Genomic DNA, 12609 nt, shown 5'->3' on the forward strand with positions numbered 1-12609 from the left:
GCCCCGTCAGTGATCCGCCGGGCCCCGGGTTGGCCCCCGCCCGCGCCTCCGTCGGTGATCCGCCGGGCCCCGGGTTGGCCCCCCGCCCGCACCCCTGCCCCGCGATTCGGTGCGGAAATCGGCGAGGAATGCCCTTGGGCGGTCGTCGCAAGGGTCCGACGGGGGGCGGCGGGACGTTATGAGGAGATATGTACGCCATCCGAGTGGCCTGAGTGGTATCAGGCGATTTACGCTGTGTGAGGATGCGGCAGCTTCGGGGCGGAGACCCGAAGGACATCCGGTGGTAGAAGCGACTGCACTCAGCAAAGGAGGTGGCTGGAATGGCCACCGAATCGACCAACCCGACGACGGGAATCGATACCCACCCGGACCTGATGGCCCTTCGGGGCCGGTACGAGGAAGCGGCGGCGAAGCCATGGGCCGGTCTCGTTGAAGGTCTGGCCCTGCTGGCCGGGCTTTACCTGGCGATCTCGCCGTGGGTGGCCGGATTCACCGGCTTCCACGCTCTCACCGTGACCAACCTGATCCTCGGCATCGCCCTGGCCGTCCTGGCCCTGGGCTTCGGCTCCGTCCTGGAACGTACGCACGGACTGGGCTGGGCCGCCGTGGTGATCGGCGCGTTCACGATCGTCGCACCCTGGGTGGTGTCCGGTAGCCCCCACGTGCACAAGACCATCCTCAGCAACGTGATCACCGGAGCGGTGATCTGCCTGGTCGGACTCGCCACGATGGGCATGGGCATGCTCGGCCGTAGTCGGTCCAGGAGCCGTGGGCTCCCGGCCGGTGGCGGCCGGATGGGCTCGGACCGCGCGGAGCGCGGTTTCAGCTCGGACCGCGCGATGAGCACGGACCGCGGTGTGCGTTCCGACCGTGGGCTGGGCGCCGACCGGAGGACCGACCCCGACCGCAGGATCGACCCCGACCGCAGGATCGATCCCGACCGCTGATCCGGTACTGAGTCCGGAGCACCGACTCCGGAACCCGGTGGTACGGACGACCGCGAGGCCGCCCGTACCACCTTCACGTACCATCCGCCCCATCTACCACTCCTGAGCGCCCTTGTGAAGGGCTCGGGGAACTGAGATGCCGTGCGCTGTCCGTATGAGTGACAATGCGCCGTATGAAGATCGGCACCGACGGTGAACTCCCCGCCCCCGAACGGGATTTGGGCTCGGACCCGGCCGCCTCAGGCCCGGCCGCCCCGGACCCGGCCGCCCCGGACGCGGCCCCCGAGGTGATCGTGCGCCGCGCGACGGCCGCCGACGCGGACGCCCTCGTACGCCTCAGAGCCGTGATGCTCGACGCGATGGGCACGCGGGTCGGCGGGGACGACGCGCCGTGGCGGACGCGGGCCCGTACGTGGTTCACCGAACGCCTCGCCGCCACGGGCGAGTTCGCCGCCTTCGTCGTGGACGACCCCGAGCTGGGCGTGGTCAGCAACGCGGTGGGCGCCTGCGACCGGCACGCGCCGGGCCCGACCAACCTCAGCGGTCTGCACGGCCACATCTCCAACGTCTGCACCGACCCGCGCCGCCTGCGCCGCGGTTACGCGCGGGCCTGCATGGAGGCGGTGCTCGACTGGTTCGCCGACGAGACCCAGGCGCGGGTGATCAACCTCAACGCGACCGCGGACGGCGCCGGTCTCTACACCGGCCTCGGCTTCGCGACCCCGCCGCACCCCGCCCTCCAGGTCCGCCTCGGCGGCACCGTCGCGCCGGTCCCTGTCATTCGTCAGGAGCGGACCGGGCCCGGCCTCTCCTAGCGTCAGGCGGTGACGGCGGCCGGCGGGACCCGGCCGCCGACACGACGGCCGGCGGGGGTCCGGCCGCGGACGGAGGGACATCACCATGCGCAGGATCACGCGGGGCGCCGCCGCGCTCGCCATCGCCACCGCGGCCGTGGCCGCGGTCGGCACCGGTTCGGCCCACGCCAGCGACAAGCCCGCGTACGGCTGCCCGGGCGGCGCGGTCTGCATTTACGCGCAGAACGCGGACTACACGGCCGGTCACCCGACCGACATCTTCTACAGCTACGGCGCCCACAATCTGAGCGGCCAGATCGGTTACCACACCGTGCTGAACAACCAGTACGGCAGCGCCAACGCCACCGCCCAGCTCTGCTGGCAGTACAACGGCGGCGACTGCCGGATCACCCTGGAGCTGAACGACCACTGGTCGTACAACCTCACCCCGGTCAACTCGATCGTCCTGAACCGGCCCTGATCTGGGGCGGTTTGGCCTCGGCCGTCACCGCCCGCATCGCGGGTCCACCGCGCAGCAGCGACGCGGTGGCGGCCAGCAGGCCCATCCCTGCCGCCGTCGCGAAGACGATCACCAGCCCGTGGTGGAAGGGCGCCGAGATCAGATGCGGGAAGAACTCCTTCCCGGTCAGCACCGCCCTGTTGTGCGCGGGCAGCGTGTCCAGCACACCGGTCGGCCCGAGCAGCGTCTGCACCGGGTTGACCCCGAGGAGGGCCGAGAAGACGGTCGAGACCGGCGGCAGCGACGCCGCGTGGTGGGCCACGTCCGGGGGCACGCCCTGCGCCCGCAGCCCGCTGTCCAGCGCCGACGGCAGCCCGCCCAACACCAGGCCGACGAACTGGCCGGACAGCGCCGAGATCTGGTTGATGCCCAGCGCCATGCCGCGCTGCTCGGATCGCGGGCATCGAGATGATCACGATCGAGGAGTCCACGGTCGCCATGAACATCCCGAGGCTGGTGTTCGACAGCGCGATCCACTTGTAGCGGTCGGGGCGGGGGTCCGCGGGGTCAGGGCCGGGCGGGGCGGCGCGGGAGGGTATGTCCGAGGGGTCGGACTCCGCGGGGTCAGATACGGCGGGTGATCCTCTCCAGCAGGGGAATCGCGTCAGCCAGCAGCCGCTGCTCCTCGGGGGTCAGCTCCTCGTCGATCGCGCGGGCCAGGCGGCGGGCGCGCTCGGCGCGGGCGCCGTGCAGTCCGTCGAGACCGGCCTGGCTGAGGGAGACGACGATGCGGCGGCCGTCGGACGGGTCGGGGTCGCGGACGACCAGGCCGCGCTCCTGGAGCACGCCGATGATCGTGCACATCGACTGCGGCCTGATGCCCTCGCCCGCGGCCAGCTCCGTCGCGGTGGCCGGGCCCTCCCGGTCCAGCCGGACCATGGCCGAGATCTGCGAGAAGGTCAGCTCCCCGTCCGGCTTCACCTGCCGCAGCCGCCGCACCAGCGGGCTCAGCGCCACGCGCAGGTCCACCGCGATCCGCCCGGCCTCGGACGGACTTCCCGGACTTCCCGGACTTCCTGGACCGTCCGGACTTCCCGGGCCGTCCGGACTTCCCGGGCCGTCCGGACTTCCCGGGCCGCCGGGACCGGCCGGGCTGTTCGCGGCAGCGGGCGCGCCGCCCGCCGCGCGGGGGTCGGGGCTCGCGCTCGCCGTCGTAGCGGCCGCGCCGCCGGGGCCCCGCGCCGTACCGGTCGCGTCGGTCGCGGTGCCAGCCGCGGCGCTGCTGGTCGTCATGATGATCAGTGTAAACTTATCAGTCCAGACTTATGGTATAGCTGGCGCATGACTGTTTCCCCCAGCGGTTCGCTGACCGCCACCACTGTCACGATCACCGGCCACGGCGGCGACGAGATCGAGGCGTACGTGGCCCGGCCGGAGGGCGACCACCGCCGCGGCGGTGTCGTCGTCATCCATCACCTGCCCGGATACGACCGCCCGACCAAGGAGATGACGCGGCGGTTCGCCGAGATGGGATACGACGCCGTCTGCCCCAACCTCTTCCACCGCGAGGCCCCCGGCGCGGCCCCCGACGACGCCGCCGCGGTCGGCCGCGCCAACGGCGGGGTCCCGGACGAGCGGCTGGTCGGCGACGTCGAGGGCGCGGTCGCGTACCTGCGCGCCCTGCCCACCTCCAACGGCAAGGTTGGCGTCATCGGCCACTGCTCGGGCGGACGGCAGGCCGTGCTCAGCGCCTGCCACCTCGACGTGGACGCCGCCGTCGACTGCTACGGCGCCTTCGTCACCGGCACCGTCCCCGAGGGCTTCGTCCTGCGGATCACCAACCTCGTCGACCAGCTCCCCAACCTCGGCGCCCCGCTGCTCGGCCTGTTCGGCGCCGCCGACAGCCACCCGAGCCCCGCCGAGGTGGCCGAGCTGGAGCGCATCCTCACCGACCTCGGTAAGGAGTACGAGTTCCACAGCTACGAGGGCGCCGGGCACGGCTTCTTCGCCGTCGACCGCCCCAACTACAACGTGCCCGCCGTCCAGGACGGCTGGGAGCGGATCGCGGACTTCTACGGCAAGCACCTGGAGGGCTGACCATGTGCACGTACTCCACCGTCAAGGCCGAGGTCGAGGGCAGCGCCAAGGGGCCGGGCGGCTCCTGGTTCCACGTCACCGACGTGACCGTCTACTTCGACCACCCCGTGCACGCGCTGGCCGAGCACACCCTGAACATCGACTTCGCCGCCCCCGCCAAGGGGCCCTCGGCCCGCGTCGCCCTGGAACTGACCGCGGACTCCGCGCGGGCGCTGATCACCGCGATCCAGGACGCGCTGGCGGCCGTGCCGCGCGAAATGGCCGTCTGACCTCCGGGTTACGGGCCCAAGGCCCTTGCCGCGCGGCGGAGTTCGGGCCGGGCGCCCGGACCCCGCTGTTACGCGACCCCGTCCTCGCTCTGCCGCACGCACGCCGACTCGCACGCGTCCAGTCGCGCCAGGCCCGCCAGTATCGTCCGCGCCTTCGCCTCCAGGCGGTAGGTGCGGGCGAGTTCCAGGGCCCGGTCCCAGTGCTTGCGGGCGGAGGCGGGGTCGCCGCGCTCGAAGTGCGTACGGGCCAGCACCTCCAGGGTGTCGGCCGCCGTACCGCGGTCCCCGAGCCGGTCCAGGATCGCGACCGTCTCCTCCAGCGCCGCGACCGCCTCGTCGTACCGGCCCACCGTGCGCAGCGCCTCGCCGAGGCTGGTCAGGCTGCGCGCCGTGCTGGTCAGCAGCCCGCGCTCGCGCCACATCCCCAACGCCCGCCGGTAGCAGGCGATCGCGGCGGCCGGGTCGCCCGCGCCCAGGTGCGCGTCACCGAGATTGCCGAGCACGGTCGCGACCCGGTCGGCGTCGCCCACCGCGTAATGCAGGTCGAGCGACTGCCTGCCGTACTCCAGCGCGAGACCGTGGTCGCCCAGCGCGTGATGCAGCCCCGAGAGGTTGTTGAGGATCGCCGCTTGCCCCTGGAGGTCGCCCGCCGCCTCGAAGTACCGCCGGGCGACGCCCAGATGCTCAAGGCACGGGTCCACCCGGTCGGCCATGCCGTGCGCGACGCCGAGCCTGCTGTGCATCCACGCCCGGCCCTGGACGTCCCCGGTCTCCTCCACGCAGGCCATCGCCTCCTGGAGGCACAGGTCCCACTCACCGGTCCACCAGTACGCCTGCGCGTAGCCGAACAGACCCGCCGCCAGCCGCCACGCCACGTCGGGCCAGCGGCGCGCCGCCGCCAGCCGTATCGCCTCCTTGATCGCGGGCAGCTCCTTGACGCACCACCGCAGCGCGGCCTCCTCGCTGTCGAACTCCAGCGGGGGCACGGCCGGTTGCTCGTGCAGCGGCGGTATCGGATGGCCCTCGGGCGCGAGCAGGGCCGCGGTCCCGGCGACCGTGACCGTGTACCAGACCAGCAGGCGGCGCAGGCCGTTCTCGCGGACCCGCGGCGGCACCTCCTCGGCGGCGCGGGTCGCCGCGTACTCGCCGAGCAGGTCGTGGAAGGCGTAGTGACCGGCCCGCGGAGTCTGCAACAGGTGCGTGTCGACCAGTGCTTCGAGCAGGTCCTCGGCCGGCGCGGGGTCCCGGCCGATCAGCGCGGCGGCCGGGACGAGGTCCAGCGGGTGGCCCGGCCACAGGCCCAACAGCCGGAAGGCGCGGGCCGCTTCGCGCTCGGCGGCCTGCGGGCTGTCGCGCATCGCGAGATAGCTCATCGCGAAGGTGTCCTGCACGGCCAGGCCGCCCGCGGACAGCGCGTGCAGCCGGTCGCCCGCGCCGTCCAGCCGCTCCGCCAGCGCGGTCAGCGGCCAGTTGGGGCGGGCCGCCAGCCGGGCGCCCGCTATGCGCAGCGCCAGCGGCAGTCCGCCGCAGGCCGCCAACACCCCGGCCGCCGCCGCCGGTTCGGCCGCCACCCGCTGCTGCCCGCACACCGCGACCAGCAGCCGGTGCTGCTCCTCCGCGCCCAGCGGCTCCAGCGGCAGCCGCACCGCGCCGGGCAGATCCGCCAGCGTCCTGCGGCTCGTCACGATCACCGCGCTGTCGCCGCGCCCCGGCAGCAGCGGCACCACCTGCGCCGCGTCGCCCGCGTTGTCCAGCACCAGCAGCACCCGGCGGCCGTGCAGCGCCTGACGCAGCAGCGCCGACAGGTCGTCCGGGTCGTCCGGCAGCGGCAGCGCCCCGCCGCTGCCCGGCGCGCCGCCGTCGGCCAGATCGCCCAGGAACCGGGCCAGCAGGTCGCGCGGGCGCCGCGCGTCACCCGCGCCGAAGCCGCGCAGGTCGGCGTAGAGCACGCCGTCGGGGAAGTCGCAGCGCGCCCGGTGCGCCGCGTGCACTGCGAGCGCCGTCTTGCCTATGCCGCCCATGCCGGTGACGACCGCCACGCGCGGGGCGTCCGGGTCGCAGGGCCGTATCACCCTGAGCAGCGCGGCCAGTTCGTCCGTACGGCCGGTGAAGTCGCCCGTGTCGGCCGGGAGTTGGGCCGGAGGAGTGGACGGCTGGGCTTCCTGCGGGGCCGTTTCGTCCTCGGGGGCCGCCAGGATCTCGCGGTACGCGGCCTGCACCGAGGGGCCCGGCTCCACGCCCAACTCGTCGACCAGCGTGCGGCGCAGGTCGTGGAAGGCGGCAAGTGCCTCCGCCTGCCGGTGCGTTCGGTGCAGGGCCAGCATCCACTGGCGGTGGAACGGCTCGCGCAGCGGATGCGCCGCCGTCAGCGCCGCCAATTCCGCCGCCATTCCCTGATGGCGGCCCAGCGCCAACTCCGCGTCGAACCGCCACTCCAGGGTCTGGAGCCGGGCCTCCGCCAAATGCGCCGCGTACGCCCGCAGCGGGTCCGACAGCGTCGGTACGTCCGCCAGCGGGTCGCCGCGCCACAGCGCCAGCGCCGCCCGGCACTCGGCCAGCACCGCCGGCCAGTCCCCGTCGCGGTGCGCCGCCCGCGCCGCCGCGTGATGCCGTACGAACACCTCGGCGTCCAGCTCGCCGACCGCCACGTCCAGTACGTAGCCCTGCGGGACCGCCCGCAGGCGCGAACCCGGGCGGTCGTCCTCGGCCAACAGCCGTCGTAGCCGCGCCACATGATTGTGCAGCGACGCCGTCGCCGTCGGCGGGGGCTCCTCGCCCCACATCGCCGCCTTCAGGGCCTCCGGGCGCACCGCCCGGCCCGGACTGCTCAACAGCGCGGCCAGCAGTGCCCGCGCCTTCGCCGAACCGACGCCGCCACCCTCCACGGTCACAGCTCCGAGCAGCTCGAACCGCATCCGTGGCCCTCTCTGGCCGTTCCCCCGAACGGCGCGTTAGCCCCATGTTAGCGGCCGGTTGGCGCCCCCCTCCATGCTTGACCTCCGGGTCCGGCCCGGCGGCGCGGGTGGGTCCATCCACCGCCGCAACGGGGGCGCGGCACGCCGCGGCCGGACCCGACCAATTCGCCCCCTCCCCAAGAGGGTTCCCCTTGCCAGTGCGGGTCCCCCCGCCGCGGGGAGAGCGCCTTTTCTCTGCGCAAGGCCGTGCCCCTACGTGCGCCGCAAATGCGGTTGTTTTCGGGCCGGCAGCCCGGTGGGGGCTTGTCGCGCAGTTCCCCGCGCCCCTCGAATGCCCCGCCTTGCGCAAGGCCAGCGGTCCTCGTCCTCATCCGCGAGGACCTGTGCCCCTGGTGGGGCGGACCGTTTTTGTCCGGGGGCCAGGCGCGGGTTTTTAGGGGCGCGGGGCTGTGTTTGATGTGCGGCTGCCGCCGCGTGGGCGCGCTCAGCCACGGCGGTGGCGCGGGTGAAGAACCGGCCCCGGTGGGGCAGATGCGGTTTGTTTTCGGGCCGGCAGCCCGGTGGGGGCGGGCCGCGCAGTTCCCCGCGCCCCGCAAATGCCCCGCCTTGCGCAAGGCCAGCGGTCCTCGTCCTCATCCGCGAGGACCTGTGCCCCTGGTGGGGCGGACCGTTTTTGTCCGGGGGCCAGGCGCGGGTTTTTAGGGGCGCGGGGCTGTGTTCGGTGTGCGGCTGCCGCCGCGTGGGCGCGTTCAGCCACGGCGGTGGTGCGGGTGAAGAACCGGCCCCGGTGGGGCAGATGCGGTTGTTTTCGGGCCGGCAGCCCGGTGGGGGCGGGCCGCGCGGTTCCCCGCGCCCCTAAAAGATCGGCGTGCCGCCCTGGGCAAAGGGCGCTGTCCGGGGGCGCGGGCCGGGAAGGTTCGGGGGCCGTCCTCAGAAAAAGAGTGTCGTCCGGGGGCGCGGGCCGGGAAAGACCGGGGGGCCGCCCCGGACCGGCGTAACGCACAGCGCGAGCGTGTCAGTGGGGTGTGGGCGGCGTGTCAGTGGGCGGGGGGAGGGTGGGGGGCATGAAGACGACGGTGGGCGGGGAGAGAGCGGCAGCGAAGGCGGCGGCGTTCGGGAAATTCGTGGTGTGCGGCGGAGGCGTCGGGCTGCTGTCGAGCGCCGTGCTGGTGGCGGCGGCGGGCCACGCCCCGTTCGCGTTGGTGAACGCGGTGGTCACCGTGGTGTCGACGCTGCTGGCGACGGAGCTGCACCACCGGATCACGTTCAGGTCCGCCGAAGGCGGATGGGCCGGGTGGCGGGTGCACAGCAAATCGGCGCTGACGCTGCTCGGGGCATACCTGTTCACGACGGCGGCCGTCCTGACGCTGGACCACGCGCACCCGCACCCGGGAGCCCTGCTGGCGCAGGCGGTGTACCTGGGGGCGTCCGCCCTGGCGGGCATCGCCCGCTTCGCGACGCTGCGCCTGCTGGTCTTCCCCGCCCGAAACTCGGCCCGCGAGGGTGCCCGCGACGCCGCGAAGCCGCTGGACCGGGACGGTGTGGCGGCAGCCGCGTAACAGCCCGGAGACGTCCCCCCGCGCCCCGTAACATTCCCCGTCCCCCGCCGCGTCGAAGAGGTGAAGGGTCGTACGGGGGAAGGGGAGCGGGATGCGAGAGGGGGAGACGGCGGCGTATCTGGAGTTCGCGGCCGTCCGCGCGAGCCACCTGTACCGGTCGGCCTGTCTGCTCGCCAGCGGCGACACGCACCTGGCGGAGGACCTGGTCCAGGAGACGCTGGGCCGGATGTTCGTCGTCTGGGGCCGGATGGCGAAGGTGGGGAATCCGGCCGCGTACGCCCAGACGGTTCTGGTCCGCGCCTTCCTGACCCACCAGCGGCGGCGCAGCAGCAAGGAACGCCCGAGCGCGGAGCTGCCGGACAGCCCCACGCGGCACGGCGACGACGCGACGCTCAGGATCACGCTGCTCGACGCGCTCGGCCGGCTCTCCCCGAAGGACCGGGCGGTCCTGGTGCTGCGGTACTGGGAGGACCGCAGCATCGAGGAGACCGCCGAGGCCCTGCGCTCCACACCGGGAGCGATAAGGACCCGCACGGTACGGGCGCTCGCCCGGCTCAGGTCGGATCTCGGCAGCAGCCTCGCCGATCTCATCGCCCGCTGAGCCGCGTCGGCTGAGCCCCCGCAACCGACTCCCGCCGAACGACCGAACGACCGGACGACCGGCCGACCGAACGACCGGACGACCGGCCGACCGGACGACCGACCGGCCGCACCCGTGGCCGTACCCCACACGTAGACCGCATCCGTACACACCTAGCCGAAACGGTGGTTCCGCCATGCCCATCGAACCGATCGAATTCGAAGACGAGCTGGGCGACGCGCTGCGCCGCACCGCCGACACGTTCCAGCCGGACGACGCCCGCGGCCTGGTCGCGGAGGGCCACGCGCACGGCCGCAGACTGCGCCGCAGGCGTACGGCGGCGATCAGTGCGGGCGTCGCGGCCTTCGCCCTGGTCGGGGTCGGCGGCGCGCTGGTCGGCGGCCTGGCCAAGGGCGACGGGGGCAGCGGGGTCGCGTCGGCGTCCACGAAGCCCGCGGTGTCGTCCGCGGCCTCGGACAAGGCGAGTTCCGCGGCGAAGCCGGCCAGGCCCGCGATGACGGCCAAGCAGGTGATGGACCTGTTCCTGGCGACGCTGCCCAAGGGGCACGTCACGAAGTCCACCTGGCCCAGCCGCGGCACCGAGGAGGGCATACCGCTGGCGGCGGTCGTCTTCAACAAGGGGCTGGTGACGCTCGGCATCGGTGTGGGCGAGGCGGTGCCGTCGTGCCCGGACCTCCCCTCGCAGGACCCGGACACCTCGTGCACGTCGACGCACGTGCACGGCGGCACGCTGACGATCTCCAAGGGCTTCGAGTACTCCGACCACCGGGCCGAGACCAAGGAGTGGTACGCGACCCTCGTCACACCCTCCGGCGCCGTGATCAGCCTGAGCGAGTGGAATTCCAGGGACGAGAAGGACGCCCCGATCTCACGTCCGAATCCGCCGCTCAGCTCGGCCCAGCTCGCCAAGATCGTCACCGACCCCCGCTGGCAGCGGGTGATCGACGCACTGCCCGACCCGTACAAGGCGACCACGTACAAGGCGACCACGTACAAGGCGACCACGGACAGGGCGACCAGGGACAACGCGGCCGCGGACTCGGCGGCGAAGGACAAGGCGGCCACCCGCCTGGCGGGCACGTACGGCGGCTGACACCGCCCCTGGCCCGGACGTCCCCCCGGCACGTCCCCCGGCGCCTCGTAGGGCCTTCCCCCCGCCCCCTCCTCCGGTCCGCCGCCGACCGGACCGGGGGAAGGGGGGCTTCCCGTTCACAAGCTTTTTGCGCATGCTTTGAGTACCCGGGTGCCGTCGGCGACGGCTTTCGGGTGACAATGCGACAGTCGAAGCTGAAGTATTCGGCACAGTTGGCCCCCTGAAAGAAGCGAGGATCTCCATGTTGCGAAACGGGCTGGAGCCGTGGCACCTGATCGTGGTGGCGATCGTCGTCATCGTGCTGTTCGGTTCCAAGAAGCTGCCGGAGGCGGCCCGCGGACTCGGTAAGTCGATGCGCATCCTCAAGTCCGAGGCGAAGGCGATGAAGAGCGACGACACGGGGCCCGCGAGCCCCGAGCCGACCGCCACCGCCACCCCGGCGCCCGAGGCAATCACCCCGAGCGACGTCGTGACCGCGAGCGAGACGACCCCGACTCCGCAGCCGACGACCACGGCCAAGTAGCCGCCCCGCGCGCGGCGTTCACCGCCGCGTCCGCCGGGTATCCGGCCGAATCACCGCGAAGCGCCCGTCGGCCCCCCGCCGGACGCCGCTGAGACGCGGCCTGCCCCGGCCCCCCGTTTCCGGGATCCGGCAGCCTTGATACGTTCCTGATGTCCAGGAACCGGAAGGCCGGATCCGGTGGAGTGACGGGGGGCCAGTGGTGACCACGGGTACGGGCAGCGCCGCGGAAGCCGTACCGCCGGAGTTTCTGACCGGTTTTCCCGAAACGCTCGCCGAGGTCTCCCGCAGTTGCCGCCCGCTCAGCCGCGCGGAGCGCGAGAGCCGCCGCGCGCTGGGCGAACAGGCGGCGGACTCCGGCATAGCCCTGCCCTCGCTGATCGGCACCCACCTCACGGCCGTCCGTGAGACCTGGCCCGTACTGCCCGGCGTGGCGGACGCCAGGAGCACCGCCGAGCTGCGGCAGGTCGTCGCCGCCGTGCTGGCCGCCCTGGAGACCGGTGTCGCCGCCCTCGCCGAGGGCCACAGCCGGGCGCAGCGGCACTCGGTACGCCGCGCGGCCCTCGCCCGCCGCGCCTTCGTCGACGACCTGCTCTACGGCCGCAGCGACCCCGGCCGCCTCGCGGAACAGGCCGAGGGCTTCGGACTGCGGCTCGCGGGCCAGCACGTCGTGGCGGTCGCCGCGGCGCCCGAGGACGGGCCGTACGACGAGACGCACCTCGCCCTCAGCCGGGTCGAGCGCGAACTGGCGGGCCGCTTCGGCGACCACGACGCGCTGGTCGCGCCCAAGGACGGCCGGATGGTCTGCGTCGTCCCCGGCACGCAGCGCCAAGTGCTCGACGCCTTCGTGAAGACCGTCGCCGCGCCCAGGACCGCCGTCGGCCGCCCGCACAGCGGCGCCTCCGGCGTGGTCCGCTCGTACGAGGAGGCGCTCAGCGCCCTGGACCTCGCCGACCGGCTCGGCCTGGAGGCGACCGTGCTCAACGCGGCCGACCTGCTGGTCTTTCCGGTGCTCATGCGCGACCGCGCGGCGATGCTCGACCTGGTCAAGACGGTGCTCGGCCCGCTGGAGGAGGCGCGCGGCGGGGCGCTGCCGCTGCTGGAGACGATCACCGCGTACGCCGCCGCCGGGTACGTGAACGCCGAGGCCGCCCGGCGGCTCGACCTGAGCGTGCGCGCGCTGTCGTACCGGCTGGAACGTATCGCCGCCGTGACCGGCTTCGACCCGGACGACGCCTTGCAGCGCTACACCCTGGAGACGGCCGCGATGGGCGCGAGGCTGCTGGACTGGCCGACCAAACCGCTGTGAGCGGCGCCGACGCGGCGGGTGCGCTGACGTGGACGGGTGCGCCTG

Annotated in this window: 13 protein-coding genes; 10 read left to right on the forward strand and 3 right to left on the reverse strand. The window is 73.5% G+C overall.

All coding sequences use genetic code 11. The features are described 5' to 3' along the window. Positions 1–320: 320 nt before the first annotated feature. The 3 genes from ACFZBB_RS12105 (at position 321) to ACFZBB_RS12115 (ending at position 2222) form a co-directional block, all read left to right on the forward strand. The gene (locus ACFZBB_RS12105; protein WP_391120427.1) at positions 321–947 is read left to right on the forward strand and encodes an SPW repeat protein; all 627 of its coding nucleotides are present in this window, start codon (positions 321–323) and stop codon (positions 945–947) included. 173 nt (positions 948–1120) lie between these two features. After that, a complete protein-coding gene (locus ACFZBB_RS12110; RefSeq protein WP_391120429.1) occupies positions 1121–1762 on the forward strand; it encodes a GNAT family N-acetyltransferase in 642 nt (213 codons plus the stop codon). An 85-nt stretch (positions 1763–1847) separates the two neighbouring features. Continuing rightward, positions 1848–2222: a hypothetical protein gene (locus ACFZBB_RS12115; RefSeq protein ID WP_391120431.1), complete on the forward strand. Its 375-nt coding sequence runs from the start codon at positions 1848–1850 to the stop codon at positions 2220–2222. Here the strand turns inward: ACFZBB_RS12115 and ACFZBB_RS12120 are convergent. Both ACFZBB_RS12120 and ACFZBB_RS12125 read right to left on the reverse strand, forming a co-directional pair. After that, positions 2194–2640, reverse strand: a complete 447-nt coding sequence (locus ACFZBB_RS12120) for a hypothetical protein (protein WP_391120433.1) — start codon at positions 2638–2640, stop codon at positions 2194–2196. The genes ACFZBB_RS12115 and ACFZBB_RS12120 overlap by 29 nt on opposite strands. 185 nt (positions 2641–2825) lie before the next feature. Beyond that, entirely contained in the window at positions 2826–3494 is a 669-nt protein-coding gene (locus ACFZBB_RS12125) for a MarR family transcriptional regulator (RefSeq protein WP_391120435.1), read from the reverse strand. A gap of 48 nt (positions 3495–3542) precedes the next feature. On the opposite strand from ACFZBB_RS12125, the gene ACFZBB_RS12130 reads away from it, so the two are divergent. After that, positions 3543–4298 (forward strand): dienelactone hydrolase family protein, encoded by a 756-nt coding sequence (locus ACFZBB_RS12130; protein WP_391120437.1) that lies wholly within the window; start codon positions 3543–3545, stop codon positions 4296–4298. Positions 4299–4300: 2 nt separating this feature from the next. Continuing rightward, on the forward strand, positions 4301–4567 hold the full coding sequence (locus ACFZBB_RS12135; protein ID WP_355336387.1) for a DUF6295 family protein: 267 nt from the start codon (positions 4301–4303) through the stop codon (positions 4565–4567). 68 nt (positions 4568–4635) lie between these two features. On the opposite strand, the gene ACFZBB_RS12140 is transcribed toward ACFZBB_RS12135, so the two are convergent. Continuing rightward, positions 4636–7482: a BTAD domain-containing putative transcriptional regulator gene (locus tag ACFZBB_RS12140; protein ID WP_391120439.1), complete on the reverse strand. Its 2847-nt coding sequence runs from the start codon at positions 7480–7482 to the stop codon at positions 4636–4638. A 1064-nt stretch (positions 7483–8546) separates the two neighbouring features. On the opposite strand from ACFZBB_RS12140, the gene ACFZBB_RS12145 reads away from it, so the two are divergent. The 5 genes from ACFZBB_RS12145 (at position 8547) to ACFZBB_RS12165 (ending at position 12564) form a co-directional block, all read left to right on the forward strand. Continuing rightward, entirely contained in the window at positions 8547–9041 is a 495-nt protein-coding gene (locus ACFZBB_RS12145) for a hypothetical protein (RefSeq protein WP_391120441.1), read from the forward strand. Between the two features lie 91 nt (positions 9042–9132). Further along, positions 9133–9642: a SigE family RNA polymerase sigma factor gene (locus ACFZBB_RS12150; protein ID WP_391120443.1), complete on the forward strand. Its 510-nt coding sequence runs from the start codon at positions 9133–9135 to the stop codon at positions 9640–9642. Between the two features lie 175 nt (positions 9643–9817). Next, the gene (locus ACFZBB_RS12155) at positions 9818–10735 is read left to right on the forward strand and encodes a hypothetical protein (RefSeq protein WP_391120445.1); all 918 of its coding nucleotides are present in this window, start codon (positions 9818–9820) and stop codon (positions 10733–10735) included. A 241-nt stretch (positions 10736–10976) separates the two neighbouring features. Then, the gene (tatA, locus tag ACFZBB_RS12160) at positions 10977–11258 is read left to right on the forward strand and encodes a Sec-independent protein translocase subunit TatA (protein WP_355336392.1); all 282 of its coding nucleotides are present in this window, start codon (positions 10977–10979) and stop codon (positions 11256–11258) included. Between the two features lie 199 nt (positions 11259–11457). Further along, positions 11458–12564: a helix-turn-helix domain-containing protein gene (locus ACFZBB_RS12165; protein WP_391120447.1), complete on the forward strand. Its 1107-nt coding sequence runs from the start codon at positions 11458–11460 to the stop codon at positions 12562–12564. Positions 12565–12609 lie beyond the last annotated feature (45 nt).

The sequence above is a fragment of the Streptomyces sp. NPDC008139 genome, from assembly GCF_042957025.1.
In the GTDB taxonomy this organism is placed as follows: Bacteria; Actinomycetota; Actinomycetes; order Streptomycetales; family Streptomycetaceae; genus Actinacidiphila.

Bases quoted from the DNA above. Each gene is read 5' to 3' on its own strand.
- ACFZBB_RS12105 (WP_391120427.1), top strand. From the start codon at position 321: ATGGCCACCGAATCGACCAACCCGACGACGGGAATCGATACCCACCCG.
- ACFZBB_RS12110 (WP_391120429.1), top strand. From the start codon at position 1,121: ATGAAGATCGGCACCGACGGTGAACTCCCCGCCCCCGAACGGGATTTG.
- ACFZBB_RS12115 (WP_391120431.1), top strand. From the start codon at position 1,848: ATGCGCAGGATCACGCGGGGCGCCGCCGCGCTCGCCATCGCCACCGCG.
- ACFZBB_RS12120 (WP_391120433.1), bottom strand. From the start codon at position 2,640: ATGGCGCTGGGCATCAACCAGATCTCGGCGCTGTCCGGCCAGTTCGTC.
- ACFZBB_RS12125 (WP_391120435.1), bottom strand. From the start codon at position 3,494: ATGACGACCAGCAGCGCCGCGGCTGGCACCGCGACCGACGCGACCGGT.
- ACFZBB_RS12130 (WP_391120437.1), top strand. From the start codon at position 3,543: ATGACTGTTTCCCCCAGCGGTTCGCTGACCGCCACCACTGTCACGATC.
- ACFZBB_RS12135 (WP_355336387.1), top strand. From the start codon at position 4,301: ATGTGCACGTACTCCACCGTCAAGGCCGAGGTCGAGGGCAGCGCCAAG.
- ACFZBB_RS12140 (WP_391120439.1), bottom strand. From the start codon at position 7,482: ATGCGGTTCGAGCTGCTCGGAGCTGTGACCGTGGAGGGTGGCGGCGTC.
- ACFZBB_RS12145 (WP_391120441.1), top strand. From the start codon at position 8,547: ATGAAGACGACGGTGGGCGGGGAGAGAGCGGCAGCGAAGGCGGCGGCG.
- ACFZBB_RS12150 (WP_391120443.1), top strand. From the start codon at position 9,133: ATGCGAGAGGGGGAGACGGCGGCGTATCTGGAGTTCGCGGCCGTCCGC.
- ACFZBB_RS12155 (WP_391120445.1), top strand. From the start codon at position 9,818: ATGCCCATCGAACCGATCGAATTCGAAGACGAGCTGGGCGACGCGCTG.
- tatA (WP_355336392.1), top strand. From the start codon at position 10,977: ATGTTGCGAAACGGGCTGGAGCCGTGGCACCTGATCGTGGTGGCGATC.